Source organism: Naasia sp. (genome assembly GCF_025465545.1).
GTDB lineage: Bacteria > Actinomycetota > Actinomycetes > Actinomycetales > Microbacteriaceae > Naasia.
Window position 1 is genome coordinate 70,248 of sequence record NZ_JAODMK010000044.1, and the last position, 18,315, is coordinate 88,562.

At 72.0% G+C, this 18,315-nt stretch carries 14 protein-coding genes; 6 read left to right on the forward strand and 8 right to left on the reverse strand.

What is annotated here, in order from left to right; translation table 11 throughout:
- The first annotated feature begins 13 nt into the window (after window positions 1–13).
- The gene (locus JWR33_RS11755) at window positions 14–1,525 is read left to right on the forward strand and encodes an MFS transporter (RefSeq protein WP_297412101.1); all 1,512 of its coding nucleotides are present in this window, start codon (window positions 14–16) and stop codon (window positions 1,523–1,525) included.
- Between the two features lie 40 nt (window positions 1,526–1,565).
- Here the strand turns inward: JWR33_RS11755 and JWR33_RS11760 are convergent, their stop codons facing one another.
- The 4 genes from JWR33_RS11760 to aroA form a co-directional block, all read right to left on the reverse strand.
- A complete protein-coding gene (locus JWR33_RS11760) occupies window positions 1,566–2,441 on the reverse strand; it encodes a glycosyltransferase family A protein (RefSeq protein WP_297412102.1) in 876 nt (291 codons plus the stop codon).
- Window positions 2,442–2,510: 69 nt separating this feature from the next.
- On the reverse strand, window positions 2,511–3,320 hold the full coding sequence (locus tag JWR33_RS11765; RefSeq protein ID WP_366074165.1) for an inositol monophosphatase family protein: 810 nt from the start codon (window positions 3,318–3,320) through the stop codon (window positions 2,511–2,513).
- Window positions 3,321–3,354: 34 nt separating this feature from the next.
- Window positions 3,355–4,413 carry a ribosome small subunit-dependent GTPase A gene (rsgA, locus tag JWR33_RS11770; protein ID WP_297412103.1) on the reverse strand — a complete coding sequence of 353 codons (1,059 nt, stop codon included), beginning with the start codon at window positions 4,411–4,413 and terminating at the stop codon, window positions 3,355–3,357.
- Window positions 4,414–4,426: 13 nt separating this feature from the next.
- Window positions 4,427–5,836 carry a 3-phosphoshikimate 1-carboxyvinyltransferase gene (gene aroA / locus JWR33_RS11775; RefSeq protein ID WP_297412104.1) on the reverse strand — a complete coding sequence of 470 codons (1,410 nt, stop codon included), beginning with the start codon at window positions 5,834–5,836 and terminating at the stop codon, window positions 4,427–4,429.
- 93 nt (window positions 5,837–5,929) lie between these two features.
- Here aroA and JWR33_RS11780 point away from each other — a divergent pair, with 93 nt between their 5' ends.
- The gene (locus JWR33_RS11780; protein WP_297412105.1) at window positions 5,930–6,643 is read left to right on the forward strand and encodes a sigma-70 family RNA polymerase sigma factor; all 714 of its coding nucleotides are present in this window, start codon (window positions 5,930–5,932) and stop codon (window positions 6,641–6,643) included.
- Complete coding sequence (locus JWR33_RS11785) at window positions 6,640–6,879, forward strand: zf-HC2 domain-containing protein (RefSeq protein ID WP_297412106.1); 240 nt, start codon at window positions 6,640–6,642, stop codon at window positions 6,877–6,879. The genes JWR33_RS11780 and JWR33_RS11785 overlap by 4 nt, the downstream gene beginning before the upstream one ends.
- Before the next feature lie 128 nt (window positions 6,880–7,007).
- Here the strand turns inward: JWR33_RS11785 and JWR33_RS11790 are convergent, their stop codons facing one another.
- The 3 genes from JWR33_RS11790 to JWR33_RS11800 all read right to left on the reverse strand — a co-directional run bounded on the left by JWR33_RS11790 (window position 7,008) and on the right by JWR33_RS11800 (window position 13,301).
- Window positions 7,008–8,033, reverse strand: a complete 1,026-nt coding sequence (locus tag JWR33_RS11790) for a DUF4190 domain-containing protein (RefSeq protein ID WP_297412107.1) — start codon at window positions 8,031–8,033, stop codon at window positions 7,008–7,010.
- Window positions 8,034–8,213: 180 nt separating this feature from the next.
- Entirely contained in the window at window positions 8,214–12,182 is a 3,969-nt protein-coding gene (locus JWR33_RS11795) for a multifunctional oxoglutarate decarboxylase/oxoglutarate dehydrogenase thiamine pyrophosphate-binding subunit/dihydrolipoyllysine-residue succinyltransferase subunit (protein ID WP_297412108.1), read from the reverse strand.
- A 207-nt stretch (window positions 12,183–12,389) separates the two neighbouring features.
- The gene (locus JWR33_RS11800) at window positions 12,390–13,301 is read right to left on the reverse strand and encodes a hypothetical protein (protein ID WP_297412109.1); all 912 of its coding nucleotides are present in this window, start codon (window positions 13,299–13,301) and stop codon (window positions 12,390–12,392) included.
- 315 nt (window positions 13,302–13,616) lie between these two features.
- Here JWR33_RS11800 and JWR33_RS11805 point away from each other — a divergent pair, with 315 nt between their 5' ends.
- Together JWR33_RS11805 and JWR33_RS11810 are read left to right on the forward strand one after the other, a co-directional pair.
- Window positions 13,617–14,963 (forward strand): hemolysin family protein, encoded by a 1,347-nt coding sequence (locus JWR33_RS11805; protein ID WP_297412118.1) that lies wholly within the window; start codon window positions 13,617–13,619, stop codon window positions 14,961–14,963.
- Window positions 14,960–15,997 (forward strand): hemolysin family protein, encoded by a 1,038-nt coding sequence (locus JWR33_RS11810; RefSeq protein ID WP_297412110.1) that lies wholly within the window; start codon window positions 14,960–14,962, stop codon window positions 15,995–15,997. Before JWR33_RS11805 ends, JWR33_RS11810 begins: the two co-directional genes overlap by 4 nt.
- A gap of 63 nt (window positions 15,998–16,060) precedes the next feature.
- Here the strand turns inward: JWR33_RS11810 and JWR33_RS11815 are convergent, their stop codons facing one another.
- Window positions 16,061–17,140, reverse strand: coding sequence for an NADH:flavin oxidoreductase/NADH oxidase (locus JWR33_RS11815; RefSeq protein ID WP_297412111.1), 1,080 nt, complete (start codon window positions 17,138–17,140; stop codon window positions 16,061–16,063).
- A gap of 470 nt (window positions 17,141–17,610) precedes the next feature.
- On the opposite strand from JWR33_RS11815, the gene JWR33_RS11820 reads away from it, so the two are divergent.
- Window positions 17,611–18,315 (forward strand): ADP/ATP-dependent (S)-NAD(P)H-hydrate dehydratase (locus JWR33_RS11820; protein ID WP_297412112.1); only part of this gene is annotated, 705 nt, incomplete at its 3' end.

The following is an 18,315-nucleotide window of genomic DNA, read 5'->3' on the forward strand; positions in this document are numbered from 1 at the left end:
CGTTGAGCGGGTCATGCCGAACGAACCGACCTCCCCCGCGATCGACGACCGGACCAGGTGGAGGGCATTCGGCGTCTGCGTCGCCGTGGCTGCCCTCACGATCCTCGACCTGTCCAAGGTGAACGTGGGACTGCCCTCCATCGAGGAGTCCCTGCACGCGGGACCGAGCGAGCTGCAGTCGATCGTCGCGGGCTACGCGCTCGCGTTCGGGCTCGCCCTCGTTCCGGCCGGCCGTCTCGGCGACCTGCACAGCCGGCGCAGGCTCTTCCTGGTCGGCCTCACGGCGTTCACCTTGACGAGCCTGCTCTGCGCCCTCGCCCCGAATGTGACCTTCCTGCTGGTCGGGCGCTTCCTGCAGGGCGTCGCCGCGGGCATCCAGATGCCCCAGGTCCTCGGCCTCATCCAGCAGCTCTTCCAGGGGCCGGAGCGGGGGCGCGCATTCGGGCTGTTCGGCTCGATGATCGGCCTCTCGACCGCGTTCGGCCCCACGCTCGGCGGACTCCTGATCGCTTTCGGCGGCCCGCAGGACGGCTGGCGGCTGCTGTTCTGGATGAACATCCCGCTCGGCATCCTGCTGCTCTTCCTCGCCGCGCGGCTCCTGCCCAAGCGGCAGCGCACGAACGCCCTGGGCAACGACCTCGACCCGATCGGCATCGTGCTCCTCGGTGGCGCCGTGCTGTCCTTGATGCTGCCGTTCGTGCTGACCACCGGCGGGCCGGACGACGATCCGCGCCGCTGGTTCTGGCTGGTCGGTGCGGTCGCGTTCGGAACGGGATTCGTGGCGTGGGAGCGGCGCTACCTGGCACGGGGCCGCTCGCCCGCCGTCAACTTCTCGCTGTTCCGGAGGGCGTCCTACCGCAACGGGCTGCTCATCGCCACGGTCTACTTCGCCGCGCTGCCGGCCACCTTCCTGCTCACGACCCTGTATCTGCAGGAGGGCCTGAGGCTCGAGCCGGTGTTCGCCGGGATGGTCACGATCCCGTTCGCGCTGACCTCGGCGCTGACCGCGTGGATCGGCGGCCGCCTGGTCGAGCGGTTCGGTCGTGCGCTCGTCGTCGCCGGCATCGTGATCGTGATCGTCGGGTTCACGCTCGATGTGCTCGCCGCGGTCCTGTCCCCGCCCGAGCTCACGCCCTACCTGATGGCGGCCGCGCTGGCGGTTGCGGGAGCCGGCGGCGGCTTCGTCGTGTCGCCCAACCAGACGCTGACCCTCGCCGAGGTCCCGGTCACCGAGGGTGGCGTGGCCGGCTCGATGGCGCAGGTCGGCCAGCGGGTCGGCACGGCGATCGGAGTGGCGGCGGCCTCGTCCACATTCTTCGCGACCCTGTATGCGGAGAGCGATCGTGCGAGCGAGCTGGCGGTCTACCACGACAGCTTCCGCAACGGCATCCTCGTCGCCGTCGGGCTGATCGCCGTCGCGCTCGTGCTCGGCCTCGCCGACCTGCTGCAGCGCAAGCGCGGGACCGAGGAGGAGCGGCTGCCGGAGGAGCCGGCGGAGCGGGCAGGCGGAGCCAGGACCGCCTAGTTCAGGCGCGGGGAGGTCGAGCCGTGCGGGGCCGTGGAGTTCAGGAGCGCGGCTGAGGGGGGCCGAAGACGACGTCGCGCGCCTCCACCCGACGGTCCCGGACCGTGGTCGGGGACTCGAGGTGCACCGCGCCGCTCGGCAGGATGCCCGCGGCACCGAAGCGCTCCATCACCCGCCACTGCGCGGCGACATCCTCGCCGGCGTGCTCGGCGGGCAGCTGCGGCCAGAAGTCGAAGCCGCCGCACTCGACGAGCGCCTCACGACGGTAGAGCGCGCAGGCGCCGAGCCAGGCGATCTTGTAGGGCAGCCAGCTGTCCCGCTCGACCGGGACCTCCGCCGCCACGTGCACCAGGTTCGCCGCGAAGTGCAGCGCTGCCCGCTCGATGCCGGGCTCGCCCATCCGGATCCGCTCGGGCTGCACCGGGCCCTGCCACGGTTCGAAGCTGGTGCGGTCCTGCGGGCGGTACTCCTCGAGCGCCGACAGGCCGTGCACGCCGCTGCCGACGAAGCCGCAGCCCAGCGTGACGAGGGCGTCCAGCATCCGGCTGATGGAGCGGGGCTCCAGCCAGACGTCGTCGTCGAGGAACAGCACGAACTCGGCGCTCGAGGAGTCGAGGAGGTGCTGGCGGTGCTCGGCGAGGCCGCGGCGGGGGAGGTGCCGCGACGTGCTCACGGCGTGGCCCTGGGCGCGCAGCAGGCGCACCATGGCGGCCGCGGGCGGAGCGGCGAACGACGGGTCGCCGTCGGACTGGTCGCTGATGATCACGTCGAAGGCCGGATCGTCCTGGGCGGCGAGCCCCGCGAGCGTGACGGCGAGCTCCGCGGGACGGCTCTTGGTGGGGATGAGCACCTCCACCGTCGCGGGGGCGGGGGCAGCGGGGGTGCCCCAGTCGCCGGACCAGCGCCGTGCGGTCATGGTGTCCTCCCCTGCCCCGGGTCTCGCCCGCAGAGCCGAATGACACTCTCGCGGAACCCCGGCCGGGTGTCAGGGGGTTGCGTCGAACGCTGAGCCGAGTCGGGCGAGCACCGCCGCGTGCAGGGCGCCGTTCGTGACGAGAGCACTGCCGTGCCAGGGGCCGGGCGCGCCGGCGATGGAGCTGAAGCGGCCGCCCGCCTCCTCGACGATGGGCACGAGCGCTGCCATGTCGTAGGGCTGCAGATCGAACTCGGCCGCCACGTCCAGCGCCCCCTCCGCGACGAGCATGTAGGACCAGAACTCGCCGTAGGCGCGCGTGCGCCACACCGCGTCGGCCAGGCGGAGCAGATCCTCCGTGCGGCCCTCCGCCTGCCAGCCCTTGAGGCTGTTGTAGCTGAGCGACGCGTCCGCCAGCTCACCCACCGCGGACACGGTGAGCCGGCGGGGAGTCGCGCCGGGGAAGTCCACCGCCCAGGCCCCCTGTCCGCGGGCGGCCCACCAGCGCCGGCCGAGCGCCGGAGCGCTCACCACGCCGACCACCGGATCGCCGTCGATGGCGAGGGCGACGAGGTTGCCCCAGACCGGCACGCCGCGGAGGAAGTTCGCCGTGCCGTCGATCGGATCGAGGATCCACTGCCTGCCCTCGGCACGGGTGCCGCCGTACTCCTCGCCGAGGACCGAGTCGTCGGGACGCGACTCGCGCAGCGCGGCCCGGAGCGCCTGCTCGACGGCCCGGTCCGCATCCGTCACGGGGGTGCGGTCAGGCTTGGTCTCGACCCGGAGGTCGATCGCCCGGAACCGCTCCAGCGCGATCACATGCGCCATGTCGGCGAGGTCACGAGCGAGTCGAAGGTCGTCCTCGTATCCGCCGCCGGTCACGCGCCCAGCCTAGGGCGCACCTCGCGGTCTCCGGTCAGCCGCCCGGCGGGACCACCAGGCCGTCGAGGATGTGCCGGAGCGAGTCGAGCCGTCGGATGCCCACGTCGCCGAGCTCGCCGGCCTCCACGCGGTCCACGATCTCCCAGTCGTGCGCCTCCCTCAGCGGGATGCCCTCCGGCGGGTCGCCCTCGGGCACCACGGCCCGCTCGGCGAAGGAGCGCAGGACGCTGGCCCGGTCCACATGGCCGAGCCCGAACGACCGGACCCCCGGGGTGTCGATGATCCAGCCCGCCCTGCCGTCGTCCGCGCGCACGCGGAGCGAGATCGTCGACGACGAGGTGTGCCGCCCGCGGCCGGTCACGGCGTTCACCACTCCGATCGCGCGGTCGGCGCCCGGCACCAGGGCGTTCACCAGCGTCGACTTGCCCACACCGGAGTGCCCGACCGCGACCGTGCTGTGGCCGGCCAGGCGGTCCCGCAGCTGGTCCAGGGGCACCTCGCCGGTCCCGCTCAGCACCACCTCCAGGTCGAGCACCGCGAACTCGGCGAGCAGCGGGGCCGGGTCGGCGACATCCGTCTTGGTGACGATGAGGATCGGATCGAGGCCGGCGTCGAAGGCGGCCACGAGGTAGCGGTCGATCAGCCGGGGGCGCGGCTCGGGGTTCGCCGCCGCGACGACGATCATCATCTGGTCGGCGTTGGCGACGATGATGCGCTCGACATCGTCGGTGTCGTCCGCGCTGCGCCGGAGCAGCGTCGACCGGTCGGCGATGCGCACGACTCGGGCGAGCGTGCCCTCCTCGCCGGTGGTGTCGCCCACGACGTCGACCAGGTCGCCCGTGACCATCGAGTTGCGCCCGAGCTCGCGGGCGCGCTTGGCGTAGATCTCGCGCTCCGTGTCGGTGTCCTCGCCGACCAGCACGAGCACCCGGCCGCGGTCCACGCTGAGGACCCGCCCGCGCTCGGCGTCCGCGTGCTCGGGCCGGTGCTTCGACCGCGGGCGGGTGCCGCGCGGATTAGGCCGGACCCGGGCGTCGCGCTCGTCGTAGTCGGAGTACGGGGAGTCCTCGCCGCCCTCATCCAGCCAGCTCATCCGGAAGCCCGCGTCACGCCGGCGCCACGGCCAGCGAGGGCCCGAGCATCGCGGCCCACAGGTCGGCGAACTGGGGGAGGGTCTTCGCGGTCGTCGTGATGTCGTCGAGGATCAGTCCGGGCACCACCAGGCCGAGGAGGGCGCCCGCGGTCGCCATCCGGTGGTCCTCGTAGGTCCGCCACGGCCGCTCTCCGGCGGTGAGCGGGGCGGGCACGACAGAGAGGCCGTCCTCCTCCTCGGTCACCCGGCCGCCGAGCGCGTTGAGCTCGGTGGCGAGGGCGGCGAGGCGGTCGGTCTCGTGCCCGCGGAGGTGGCCGATGCCCGTGATCCGGCTGGGGCTCGAGGCGAGGGCGGCGAGGATCACGATCGTCGGCGCGAGTTCGCCGGCTGCCGAGAGGTCGAGCTCCAGTCCGGGAAGCAGCGCACCGCCGCGCACCCCGGGTCCGCCGTCGACGATCAGATCGGTGCCCACGCGCTCGACCGTCGCCCCGAAGCGGGCCAGCAGCCCGGGCACCTCGTCGCCGACCTGGGTGGTGGACGCAGGCCACCCGGGCACGGCGACGCGGCCGCCGGCGAGAAGCGCGGCGGCGAGGAACGGCGCCGCATTGGAGAGGTCCGGCTCGATGTCGCGCTCGCCGCCGCGGAGACCGGACGCCGGCACGACCCACACTCCGTCCGCGGGACGGGCCACCTCGACGCCGCGTGCCGCAAGGGTCGCGACGGTCATCTCGATGTGCGGCAGGCTCGGCAGGCGCTCGCCGACGGAGCGCAGGGTGAGCCCCTGCTCGAAGCGGGGCGCGGAGAGCAGCAGCCCGGAGATGAACTGGCTGGACGCCGATGAGTCGATCTCGAGCTCCCCGCCCGCGACTCGGCCGGTGCCGTAGACCGTGAAGGGCAGGCTGCCGCGCTTCTCGTCGCCGACCTCCACCCCGAGCGCTCGGAGTGAGTCGATCGTGGTCCGCATCGGCCGCCGGCGGGCAGCCGCATCCCCGTCGAAGGTCACCGGGCCGAGGGCGAGCGCGGCGAGAGGAGGGCCGAAGCGCATGAGCGTGCCGGCCAGGCCGCAGTCGATGGCGACGCCGCCCTCCAGCGGGCCTGGCGTGACGAGGAGGTCCGGCCCGAAGCCGGTGTCCGTTCCCGTCCGCTCGATGCGGGTGCCGAGCGAGCGCAGGGCCTCGATCATCAGGGCGGAGTCGCGTGAGTGCAGGGGTGAGCGGAGCAGCGTCGGCTCCTCCGCCAGTGCGGACAGCACCAGCTCGCGATTGGTCAGGCTCTTCGAGCCGGGCAGCGGCACACGCGCGGCGAGGGGACCGTCCGCCTGGCGTGCCAGCCAGGCGGTGCCGGGTGTGGCGCCGCCGTCCCGCACGTCGTGGTCGTCGCCCGGCAGCTCGAAGCGGGGCGAGGAATATCCGAGGATCCCCATCGGTTCCACAATAACGGCGCACATCACAACCGAAGGGAGGCGTCGGTGACTCTCACGATGCCGCTCCCGGTCCGAGAACTAAGCTTTGCTCCGATGAGCGACACAAGCGATCCCACTAATTCCCCCGCGGGAAACCCCGAGGAAGTGGCGGAGGCCGAGGCCGTCGAGACGATCGAGGAGGCCCTCGACGAGGCCGCGAGCCCCGCCGTTCTGCGCGCCCTGTTCGAGGAGCAGGCCCTGCCGTTCCTCGACCAGCTGTACGCCGCGGGGCTGCGCATGACGCGCAACCCGTCCGACGCGCAGGACCTGGTGCAGGAGACCTTCGTCAAGGCGTTCTCCGCTTTCCGCCAGTACCAGCAGGGCACCAATCTCAAGGCGTGGCTGTACCGGATCCTGACGAACACGTTCATCAACAGCTACCGCAAGAACCAGCGGAACCCGTACCAGGGCACGATCGACGACCTCGAGGACTGGCAGCTGGGCAGCGCCGAGTCGGCGACCGCGCCGATCAGCCGGTCCGCCGAGGCGGAGGCGATCGACCACCTTCCGGATTCGGCGGTGAAGGACGCGCTCCAGGCCGTGCCTGAGGACTTCCGGCTGGCTGTCTACTTCGCGGACGTCGAAGGCTTCTCCTACCAGGAGATCGCGGACATCATGAAGACCCCCGTCGGCACCGTGATGAGCCGGTTGCATCGCGGCAGGCGGCTGCTGCGCGAACTGCTGGGCGACTACGCGCAGGAGCGTGGCATCGCCGTCGGCGCCACGTCGCGCCGGCGCACCACCAAGGACGATGGAGCGGAGAAATGACCGATTGCGGTTGTGAGAAGGCCAAGCAGGAGCTCGAGGAGTACCTGCACAACGAGATCTCCAGTGGAGACGCGGCGGACATCCGCGAGCACATGGAGAACTGCGCTGACTGCGCCGGAGAGCACAGGGTCGGCCTCGTGCTGACCGAGGTCGTGCGCCGGGCATGCAAGGACGCCGCGCCCGAGGAGCTGCGCACCCAGGTGCTCGACCGGCTCCGAGCCCTGCAGACCCACTAGATACCTCCGATCGCACCGGCGAGGCGGGCAGTGCAGCCCGCGGTCCCCGCGATCGACCCGAAAGGCCCCGCCGACCCGAAGGTCGACGGGGCCTTTCGCTGTCCCGTGGCGGATCGCCGGGACGCCGGTCAGGGAATGCTGGCGAGCACCTGGGACAGGTCATCTCGGCTGAGCGCGGTGAGCCTGCCGATGGCCGCAGAGTGGTCGTCTCTCGTTCCCGCCTCCAGGTTGGTCCAGACATCCAGCACGAAGGGCGCCGCGTCGTAGGAGTAGGCGGCTTCGACGCTCGCGGGGGCGTCGGTCTGCTCGGCGGTCCAGGTGATGCCCGATGTCTGGCCCTGGCCGTCCAGCCAGGGGTCCTCGGTGAAGGTGCTCTGGGTGGTCAGGTAGTCGCGCCATGCGGTCTGCGCCTCCCCGACGGCCGAGTACCGCACGAAGTACACCTCGGTCCCCGGCAGGTCCGTCCAGCTGCACTGGAGGATGTCCAGCGCTCCCTCGGGCGTGAACTGGTCGAGGGCGTAGGGGCCGCACGTGCCGCCGTCGCTCACGCCGAAGACATACTGCAGTGCGGCAGCGCCCTCCAGCGGCGGACAGCCGGCGGAGGCGGCGCTGCCGTCCCAGCACGCGGCGGTGTCCGCGGGAGGTTCTGCGGCGCTGGGGGTCGGCGCGGGAGTCGCCGCGGACGGGCCCGCGGATGACGTCGGCTCGCCGGCGACGGGGGTGCTCGTCGGCAGGTGGGTGAGGACCGTGACGAGCGCGATCGTCACCAGGACGCCGACGATGGTGCCCACGGCACCGGTGATGATGCCGGCGATCGCCTTGCCGCGGCCGAGGCCGCCCGGCAGCGCGGACGCCCGCCGGAGGCCGATCACGCCGAGGACGATCGCGGCCACCCCCACGAGGAAGAGCGGATTGATCAGGATCGAGACGATGCCCAGGATGAGGCTGACCAGGGCGGGCGTGTTCCTCGCTCCCGGTTCGGGCGCCGGCCCCGATCCGGCTCCCGGCGGCTGCGCCGCCACCGAGCCGGCCGGCGTCGGGTCGGCCCAGCGGGTCCCGTCCCACCAGCGCAGACGGCCGGGGTGGTCGGGGTCCGGATACCAGGCTGCCGCCGGAGGCTGCCCGCCGCCGCTCTCCGCACCGTTCGTTGTCATCGCTGCTCCTCATCGAGCCCGGGCATCAGTCGTGCCTGCCGTGGGCACACTCTATTTCCCGGGTGAGTCCCCCACCAGGGGACGAGAGGGCGCGCCCGGCGCGCCGCGGAGAACCGGTCCGGTGGAGCAGAGGGCCCCGCCGACCCTGACGTCGGCGGGGCCCTCTGCTCCAGCTGCGGTCTAGCCCAGTGCCCGCTGCACCAGATCAGCCTGCTCCTTGGCGTGGCGCTTCGCCGAGCCCGCGGCGGGCGACGCGGCCGCGGCGCGCGCGACCACCGAGATGCTGCGGTCGTGCAGCCTCTTCGTCGCCACCTGGCAGACCAGGGGCCAGGCGCCCTGGTTCTCCGGCTCGTCCTGCGCCCACACCAGCTCGGCGTTCGGGTACGAGGCGATCAGCTCGCCCAGCTCCTTCTCCGGCACCGGGTAGTACTGCTCGAGGCGCACCAGCGCGACCGACTGGGAGTCCTCGCGCTTGGCCAGCTCGTTGACCAGGTCGTAGTGCAGCTTGCCGGCGTGCAGCACCACCCTCTTCACGGCGCCGCGATCGGTGATGCGGGCGTCGTCGAGCACCGGCTCGAACCTGCCGGAGGTGAAGTCCGCGATGTCGCTCGTCGCGCCACGCAGGCGCAGCATCGACTTGGGGGTGAACACCACCAGCGGGCGGCGGGGACGCAGGTAGGCCTGGCGCCGCAGCAGGTGGAAGTACGACGCGGGGGTGGAGGGCTGGGCGACCGTCATGTTCTTCTCGGCGCAGAGCTGCAGGTAGCGCTCGATGCGGGCCGACGAGTGGTCGGGCCCCTGGCCCTCGTAGCCGTGGGGGAGCAGCAGCACGACGGACGACCGCTGGCCCCACTTCTGCTCGGCGGAGGACACGAACTCGTCGATGATGATCTGGGCGCCGTTCGCGAAGTCGCCGAACTGTGCCTCCCACAGCACGAGCGCGTCGGGGCGCTCCACCGAGTAGCCGTACTCGAAGCCCATGGCGGCGTACTCGCTGAGCAGGGTGTCATAGATCCAGAACTTGGCCTGGCCGTCCACCACGTTCGACAGGGGCAGCCATTCCTGGCCGTTCAGCCGATCGTGCAGCACCGCGTGCCGCTGCACGAACGTGCCGCGGCGGGTGTCCTGGCCGGCCATCCGCACCGGGGTGCCCTCCACCAGCAGCGAGCCGATGGCGAGCAGCTCGCCGAAGGCCCAGTCGATGCCGCCGCTGCGGCTCATCTCGGCTCGCTTCTTCAGCAGCGCCGACAGCTTGGGGTGCACGCTGAAGTTCGCGGGCGGGTTCTCGTGCGCGTCGCCGATCGCGGCGATCAGCGACGCCTCCACCGCCGTGCTCTCCGGTTCGCCCTCGAGGTTCCCCGCCTGCTGCGACTCGGGCAGCTCCAGGTCGGCCACCGTGTCGGTGTCCGATTCGGGCGCGATCACCGGCATCGAGGATGTCTGGGCCGCGTGGGTCTCCGCGAAGGCCCGCTCGAGGCGGTCCTGGAAGTCGCGGTGAGCGCTGTCGTACTCCTCCTGGGTGATGTCGCCGCGGCCGACGAGGGCCTCGGTGTACAGCTTGCGGACGCTGCGCTTGGCCTCGATGAGGTTGTACATCAGCGGCTGGGTCATCGACGGGTCGTCGCCCTCGTTGTGGCCGCGACGGCGGTAGCAGACGAGGTCGATGATGGCGTCGCGGTGGAACGTCTGGCGGTACTGGTAGGCCAGCTCCGCGACCCGCGCGACCGCCTCGGGGTCGTCGCCGTTCACGTGGAAGATCGGCGCCTGGATCGTCTTCGCCACATCGGTCGAGTAGATCGACGAGCGGGACTCGGCCGGAGCGGTGGTGAAGCCGACCTGGTTGTTCACCACGATGTGGATGGTGCCGCCCGTGCGGTAGGGGCGCAGCTGAGACATCTGGAGCGTCTCGACGACCACCCCCTGGCCGGCCATCGCGGCGTCGCCGTGGATGAGGATCGGCAGGACCCGGAATGTGCCGACCGGGTGCCGGTCCTGCTTGGCCCGGACGATGCCCTCGAGCACTCCGTCGACCGCCTCCAGGTGGGAGGGGTTCGCCGCAAGGTAGACCGGGATGGTCGTGCCGTTCGCGTTCTGGTAGGTGCCCTCGGTGCCGAGGTGGTACTTGACGTCTCCGGAGCCCTGGACGGTGCGCGGATCCTGGGTGCCCTCGAACTCGCGGAAGATCTGCCCGTAGGTCTTGCCCGCGATGTTCGTGAGCACGTTGAGGCGGCCGCGGTGGGCCATGCCGATGGCGACCTCGGAGAGGCCGTCCTCGGCCGCGCCCTGGATCACGGTGTCCAGCAGCGAGATGAGGGACTCGCTGCCCTCCAGGCTGAACCGCTTCTGGCCGACGTACTTGGTCTGCAGGAAGGTCTCGAACGCCTCGGCCTCGTTGAGCTTGCTGAGGATGCGCATCTGCTCGTCGTGCGTCGGCTTGACGTACGGCTTCTCGATCTTGTCCTGGATCCATCTGCGCTGCGCGGGCACCTGGATGTGCATGTACTCGAGGCCGACCGTGCGGCAGTACGAGTCGCGGAGGACGCCGAGGATGTCGCGCAGCTTGGCGCTGCGCCGGCCGGCGAAGCCGCCGACCACGAAGTCGCGGTCGAGGTCCCAGAAGGTGAGTCCGTGGTTCTCGATCTCGAGGTCGGGGTGTGAGCGCTGGCGGTACTCCAGCGGATCGGTGTCCGCCATCAGGTGCCCGCGCACGCGGTAGGCGTTGATGAGCTCCTGCACCCGGGAGGTCTTCGACACGGTGTCGGACAGGTCCACGTGGATGTCCGGATTCCAGCGGATGGGCGCGTAGGGGATCCGCAGCGCGGCGAAGATGTCGTCGTAGAACTCGCTGCGGCCGATCAGCCGCTCGTGCACGAGCTTGAGGAACTCGCCCGACCCCGCGCCCTGGATGACGCGGTGGTCGTAGGTGGAGGTGAGGGTGATCGTCTTGCCGATGCCCAGGTCGACGAGCGTGGTCTCGCTCGAGCCCTGGAACTCGGCCGGGTACTCGAGGGCGCCGGCGCCGACGATGGTGCCCTGTCCCTTCATCAGGCGCGGCACGGAGTGCACGGTGCCGATCCCGCCGGGGTTCGTCAGCGAGATGGTGGTGCCGGCGAAGTCGGCGGCGTCGAGCTTGTTGGCGCGCGCCTTGCGCACCAGTGCCTCGTAGGCGGACACGAACTCGCCGAAGTCCATGGTGTCGGCACCCTTGATGCTCGGCACGAGGAGTGCCCGGGTGCCGTCGGGCTTCGGGATGTCGATCGCGATGCCGAGGCCGACGTGGGCGGGCTGCACGACGGAGGGCTTGCCGTCCATCTCCGCGTAGTGCACGTTCTGGCTCGGGAAATCCTTGAGGACCTGTACGAGCGCCCAGCCGATCAGGTGGGTGAACGAGATCTTGCCGCCACGGGTGCGCTTGAGGTGGTTGTTGATGACGATCCGGTTGTCGATCATCAGCTTCGCCGGGATCGTCCGCACGCTCGTGGCCGTCGGGATGGTGAGGCTCTGGTCCATGTTGGTGGACAGGGTCTTCGCCATTCCGCGCAGCGGCGTCGTGACAGCGTCGGGGACGTCGCCCGCCTGCGTCTTGGCGCTGGTGGGGGCGTCGGCGGGGATCGGCTGCGCTCGCGGAGCCATCGATGTGGTTCGGGCGGCGAGGGTCGGCGCGGCCTGCTGCGGAGGCGCGGCGGCCGCCTCCGACGGGGCGTAGGGCCGCGCCGGGGTCGCGTCGCTGGGCGAGGCCTGCTGGGCGGGGGAGACCTGGACGGGAGCGGACGACGGGGGAGCGGCCTCAGCGGTGCCCGCGTCTGCGGGCGGGGAGGGCTCGACGGAGGTGGCGGGGCCGGGGATGGTCGGCTCGCTGGGGTTCGGTGCGAGCGGCTCGACCGGTGCGGGCGGGTTCGGCTCGGGAGAGCCGGGCTGCACGTCGGGTGTCGCGGGGCCGGGCTGGATCGAGCCATCCGGTGCAGAGCCGTCGGCGGCGTGCCCGTTCGGCTCACCGGTGTGGGTCTCCACCGGGTGGTAGCTCTCGAGGATCGGCCACCACGACTTGTCGACCGCATTGCGGTCCTGGAGGAACCTCTCGTAGAGCTCGTCCACAAGCCACTCGTTGGCGCCGAACTCGCCGGTCGCCCCCTCGTCAGTTCCGGTCAATTGACTTGACACGGTGCCTCGCCCACTCTCGTCGATCCGGGTTTTCGTCCGGTTTTCAAGCCTAAACCTTCACCGGACCCGACAGGCGGATCCTGGCTGGAGGTTCCCGATGAGCCGCCCCGCCCGCCAGCGCGAGAAACGCACCCGTCCGGCCAACCTGCAACGGCACACGGTCGCAGGTTGGCCGGAGGGTTGCGGTCCTCCGGGTCACCGCGCAAGTCCCGCGCGGAGGACGACGGCAGCGAGCTTCTGGGGAGCCTCCAGTTCCTGCCAGGTCCAGCGCGCCACTCCCAGGCCGAGCGCCCGCAGCCGGTCCTCACGACGCTTCTCTCGCCAGACCGTGTCCTCGGGACGCTCGCCGTAGCGGCCCTGGTACTTGATGCGCCCGTCGAACTCCCCGACCACGCGCTGCTCGGGCCACCAGAAGTCGACCCGGCCGATCGACCCTCGCCAATCCCGGAAGGAGTGCTGCAGGATCGGCGCCGGGAAGTTCAGCCGGTGCAGCACGAGCCGGCTCACCGACTCACCCGGCGACTCCGCGAGCGGCGTCGCGAAGTCGAGCACCCTCTGCACCTTCCGCCACGCGCGGCGCTCGGACGAGTCCGCCTCGGCCTGGGCGAGCGGGAGGCTCCCGCCCGCCGCCAGCGCCGCGTCCGCGAAGGCGACCGCCTCCGCGAACGGCGAGACCGCCGCCAGGTCGACGAGCGTCCGCTCGAGCGTGGTGACACGGAGGCCGCCGACTTCGACGAATGCAACCTCAGCGGCCGCCGCGTGACGGCGGACCCCATCGGAGGCGCGGCCGCCGGACGCGCACCTCGTGAGGATGTGCACGTCGCGGTCGGGGAATCGCAGGAACGGCAGCCCGTGCAGCAGTGCCGCCGACTGGTGCGAGAAGACCGGCGGGCGCTCGGCCACCAGTGCGAAGGCGTGCAGGGCCAGAAGCGCCCGTTCCATGGCGCCCGCCGCGGCCCACCTGGCGGTCGGCAGGTAGACGCCGCGGCGGAGGCGGGTGAGGTGCCCCTGTTCGGCTTCCCGCCGCAGCCGGCGACCGTCCTCGGGGGACTCGAGCTCCCGGACCAGGAGCAGTTCAGCGGGAGCGCCGTCCATCGTTGCCGTCATGGGCGGATCGTCGCTCGGGCGGAGCCCGCGCTCCCGGCCGTGGCGCGCACCGGTGGCGTCCCGCTGGCGCCCGCGCCTTGGGGAGGACGATCCGCGGTCCGAGGAACGCAACGCTGCGGCCACCCTGCAACGGTGCGCGGTTGCCGCTCGGCCGGACGGATGCGGCCGTCGGAGGGAATGGGGCGCCTCGCCCGGGCCGGCGTGCAGGTGGCGTCCGTATACTGGTGGGACTGATGGACGACCCTCCCTGCGCCCATACCGACCTCCCCGCCTGCGTGCGGCCGACGGGGAGCATCCGTGCTGTTTGAGTGGCTGATGCTCGGCGTCGGCGTCCTCCTGACGATCGGCACCGGCTTCTTCGTCGCCTCCGAGTTCGCCCTCGTCAATCTCGACCGGTCCGACCTGGAGGCTCGCGAGGGGCGCGGTGAGCGGCACCTGGGCACCGTCATCGGCGCGCTCAAGGTCACCTCGACCCACCTCTCCAGCGCGCAGCTGGGCATCACGATCACCACCCTGCTCACCGGCTACACGATGGAGCCGGCGATCAGCGCGCTCCTCCGGGCGCCGCTCACCGCGCTCGGGCTGCCGGACGGCGCGGTTCAGCCGGTCGGCACGGTCGCCGGCGTGCTGCTGGCCACCCTGCTGTCGATGATCTTGGGCGAACTGGTTCCCAAGAACCTCGCGCTCGCGCTGCCGCGAGGAGTCGCCAAGGTCGTCATCCCGTTCCAGGTCGGCTTCACGACGGTGTTCCGGCCCGCCGTGCGCCTGCTCAACAGCACCGCGAACGGCATCCTCCGCCTGATCGGCATCGAGCCGAAGGAGGAGCTCTCGGGAGCGCGCACCGCCGACGAGCTGAGCTCGCTCGTGCGGCGCTCCGCCCTCGCCGGCGTGCTCGACCGCGACACGGCCACGCTGCTCACTCGCACCCTCGGCTTCTCCGACCACATCGCGGCCGACGTGATGACGCCGCGTCCGCGCGTCGCAAGCCTGGAGCGATCAGACATGGCGTCCGACGTGCTCGAGCTCGCCCGCCGCACCGGGTACTCGCGATTCCCCGTGACCGACCAGGGTCTCGACGACATCGTGGGCTTCGTGCACGTGAAGCAGGCCGTCTCGGTGCCCCGCGAGAAGCGGACGACGGTGCCGGTCGGGGCCCTGCAGACCGAGGCGTTGAGGGTGCCGGAGACCATGCGGCTCGACACGCTGCTCGAGGAGCTCCGGGGCCGGGGCTACCAGATGGCGGTCGTGGTGGATGAGTACGGCGGCACCGCGGGAGTTGCGACGCTCGAGGACCTCGTGGAGGAGCTCGTCGGCGACCTCGTCGACGAGCACGACCGCACGCGCGCCGGCGTGGTGCGCTCCAAGACCTCGCTCGCCTTCCCCGGCAGCCTCCGCCCGGACGAGCTCCTCGAGCAGACCGGCATCGAGGTGCCCGAGGAGGGGCCATACGAGACGGTCGCCGGCTTCGTCCTCAGCGAGCTCGGCCGGATCGCCAAGGTCGGCGACGAGGTCGCCCTGCCCACGGGCGTGCTCCGCGTGATGCGGCTGGACGGGCGGCGCATCGACCGGCTCCGGTACACGCCGACCGTGCCGGCGACCGAGCCCAGCCAGGCGGGTGCGCGCCCGGTCGCGTCCCGGGCCGTGCAGGAGGGGAAGCGATGAGCGACTGGGCCGGGCTCGGCTGGCTCGCCGTGCTGCTGCTCGTGAACGCGTTCTTCGTGGCGGCCGAATTCGCGGTCATCTCGGCACGGCGCTCGCAGATCGAACCGCTCGCGGAGCGGGGCAAGCGCAGCGCGCGGACCGCCCTCTTCGCCATGGAGCACGCCACGCTGATGCTCGCCACGGCGCAGCTCGGCATCACCGTGTGCTCGCTGCTGATCCTCAACGTCTCCGAGCCGGCCATCCACCACCTCCTCGAGGTGCCGCTGCACCTGACCGGCCTGCCGGAGCCGTTCATCGGCGTCGCCGCGTTCGTGGTGGCGCTGCTGATCGTGTCGTTCCTGCACGTGGTCCTCGGCGAGATGGTGCCGAAGAACATCTCCTTCTCGGTGCCGGACCGGGCAGTGCTGCTGCTGGCGACCCCCCTCGTCTTCATCGGCGCGCTCTTCCGCCCGCTGATCGCGACCCTCAACGCGGTGTCCAACGGCGTGCTGAGGCTCGCCCGGGTGGAGCCGAGGGACGAGGCCGTGAGCACCTTCACGCTGGACGAGGTGCAGACGATCGTCGACCAGTCCACTCGCGAGGGCGTGCTCGACGATCGCTCCGGCGCCCTCACCGCGGCGTTCGAGTTCACCGAGAAGAAGGTGGCGGACATCACGATCGCCGTCGACCAGCTCGTGAGCCTCCCCGAGGACGCCACCCCGTCCGATCTCGAGCGCGCCGTCGCCCAGCACGGCTTCTCCCGCTACGTGCTCGTCGACGAGGAGGGCGAGCCGACCGGCTACCTGCACCTCAAGGACGTGCTCGAGCTCGACGACGACGAGGCAGACCGGCCGGTGCCGCCGAAATTCCTCCGCCAGCTGATCTCGGTCTTCGAGGGCACCGAGCTGGAGGATGCGCTCGCCATCATGCGGCGAGCAAGCGTGCACGTGGTGCGGGTGTTCGACGAGCTGGGCGCCACCACCGGTGTGCTGTTCCTCGAGGACATCATCGAGGAGCTGGTCGGCGAGGTGCAGGACGCGACCCGGCGCCGCTGACCGGCGCCAGCCGTCGAGGCCGGCAGACCGGCCCCGCCTGTCGCCGCAAGCGCCAGCGAGCAGTCAGCGCCAGCGAGCCCGCAGGTACTGCGCCGGCCAGTAGTCGAGCACCACGCCGAGCTCGTGGGCGGCGCGGAGCGGGAAGTGCGGCTCCCGCATCAGCTGACGCCCCATCATCACGGCGTCGGCGTGCCCGGCGGCGATGATCTCCTCGGCCTGGGCGGGCTCGGTCACCAAGCCGACGGCGCTGACCGCGACCCCGGACTGCGCCTTGACGTGCGCCGCGAGCGGAACCTGATAGCCCGGGCCGACCGGGATGGGCACGCCAGGCAGGCTCCCGCCGCTCGACACATCGAACAGGTCCGCTCCCGCCGTCCGCGCCCAGCCGGCGACGGTGGCGGTGTCCTGCACACTCCAGCCGTCCTCGACCCAGTCGGTGCCGCTGAAGCGGACGAACACGGGCACGCTCTCGCCCACCCGCTGCCGGATGGCCCGGACCACCCGGAGCACGATCCTGGCCCGGTTCTCCAGGCTGCCGCCGTACTCGTCGGTGCGCAGGTTGCTGAGCGGCGACAGGAACTCGTGCAGCAGGTAGCCGTGCGCGGCGTGCACCTCGACCAGGTCGAATCCGGCGGCGACGGCCCGTTCCGCGCCCTCCGCGAACGCCTCGACGACGGCGTCGATCCCGGCCACATCGAGCGCGATCGGCGCCGCAAGCCCGGGGAACGGCAGGACGGACGGGGCGACAGTGGTCCAGGCCCCCTCGTCTGCGGTCAGGCTGCCGCTCCGGCCCCCGAGCTCCGGGTGCACGGACGCCTTGCGGCCGGCGTGCGCCAGCTGCATCCCCGCGACGGCGCCCCGCTCGTGCAGGAAGTCGACGATGCGTCGCCACGCCTGCGCCTGCTCGTCGTTCCAGATGCCGGTGTCCTGCGCGGAGATCCGGCCCTCGGGGACAACGGCGGTCGCCTCGCTCATGACGAGTCCGGCGCCGCCGACGGCCATGGAGCCGAGGTGCACGAGGTGCCAGTCGGTGGGCACGCCGTCCCTGCGCTGCACCGAGTACTGGCAGAGGGGCGAGACCCAGATCCGGTTGCGGATCGTGACGCCGCGGACGGTGAGGGGCGCGAACAGGGCGGACGGCATGGGACTCTCCGGAGGGTCAGGCGAGCGACTCCAGGAACGCACGCAACCCCGCGACTCCGGTGAAGACGTGCCCGGCGATCCCGATCGCTTCGGCGCCGTCGATGTTGACGGCTCTGCTGTCGATGAAGACCATCTCCGCCGCCGTTATTCCCAGCTCGCGAGCACGTGCTCGAAGATGGCGGCCTCCGGCTTCAGGAGGCCGAGCTCGCCGCTCACCAGGACGGCGTCGAAGAGCGTGCCGAGCGGGGAGAAGCGGAAGGCGGCGCCGACGTCGGGTCCGGCGTGGGACAGCAGCGCCGGCCCGCAGCTCGATCAGGAGCCCCGACGCCCCCGGCTCCACGCTGAGCCGCCGGCTCGGGACGTCGGCGAGCCACAGCTGACGGATCCGCGCGCGGGGCCAGCCCGTCACCGTATCGGCCGGGCTCCGCCGTTCGGCGCCGGAGCGCACGGGGCGGAATAGTCTGAGCCGCATGGCCGATTGGCGCACCTGGACCGACGCGGACACCGTCCGGCAGTACCGCGTGCCTGTCCAGGGTGACGACAAGTACTCGCGCGGCGTGCTCGGCATGCACACCGGATCGGCCGCCTACCCGGGTGCCGCGGTGCTGGGGGTGGAAGGGGCGTGCCGGACCGGCATCGGGATGGTCCGCTACCTCGGCGGTGAGCGCGCGGCCGGCTTCGTGCTGCAGCGCCGCCCCGAGATCGTCACCGCCCCGGGCCGGGTGCAGGCCTGGCTGCTCGGCTCCGGCATGAACGCCGCCGACCGGTCGGAGGAGCTGCGCCGCCGGCTGGACGAGGCGCTCGGCCAGGACGTCCCCATCGTCCTCGATGCCGGGGCCCTCGACCTCGCCGGCACGGCGACCGGTCCGACGGTGATCACGCCGCACGCCGGCGAGCTCGCGACCCTGCTGGCCGGCCGGGGCACCGAGGTCCAGCGAGCTCAGGTGTCCGCCGCCCCCGAGGAGTGGGCGGCGCGGGCGGCCGACCTGCTCGGCGTCGTTGTGCTGCTCAAGGGCAGCGTCACCCATGTCGCCGCGCCGGGCGGCGGCGGCGTTCGCGTGCAGGCGGGACCGCCCTGGCTCGCGACCGCCGGCTCGGGCGATGTGCTGGGCGGCGTGCTCGGCGCCCTCGTCGCGGCCCGCTCCGACGAGGTGCTGGCCGCCCCGGAACGGCTC

Coding starts and splice junctions, on each gene's coding strand:
- JWR33_RS11755 (WP_297412101.1), top strand. CDS start 14: ATGCCGAACGAACCGACCTCCCCCGCGATCGACGACCGGACCAGGTGG.
- JWR33_RS11760 (WP_297412102.1), bottom strand. CDS start 2,441: ATGACCGCACGGCGCTGGTCCGGCGACTGGGGCACCCCCGCTGCCCCC.
- rsgA (WP_297412103.1), bottom strand. CDS start 4,413: ATGAGCTGGCTGGATGAGGGCGGCGAGGACTCCCCGTACTCCGACTAC.
- aroA (WP_297412104.1), bottom strand. CDS start 5,836: ATGGGGATCCTCGGATATTCCTCGCCCCGCTTCGAGCTGCCGGGCGAC.
- JWR33_RS11780 (WP_297412105.1), top strand. CDS start 5,930: ATGAGCGACACAAGCGATCCCACTAATTCCCCCGCGGGAAACCCCGAG.
- JWR33_RS11785 (WP_297412106.1), top strand. CDS start 6,640: ATGACCGATTGCGGTTGTGAGAAGGCCAAGCAGGAGCTCGAGGAGTAC.
- JWR33_RS11790 (WP_297412107.1), bottom strand. CDS start 8,033: ATGACAACGAACGGTGCGGAGAGCGGCGGCGGGCAGCCTCCGGCGGCA.
- JWR33_RS11800 (WP_297412109.1), bottom strand. CDS start 13,301: ATGACGGCAACGATGGACGGCGCTCCCGCTGAACTGCTCCTGGTCCGG.
- JWR33_RS11805 (WP_297412118.1), top strand. CDS start 13,617: ATGCTCGGCGTCGGCGTCCTCCTGACGATCGGCACCGGCTTCTTCGTC.
- JWR33_RS11810 (WP_297412110.1), top strand. CDS start 14,960: ATGAGCGACTGGGCCGGGCTCGGCTGGCTCGCCGTGCTGCTGCTCGTG.
- JWR33_RS11815 (WP_297412111.1), bottom strand. CDS start 17,140: ATGCCGTCCGCCCTGTTCGCGCCCCTCACCGTCCGCGGCGTCACGATC.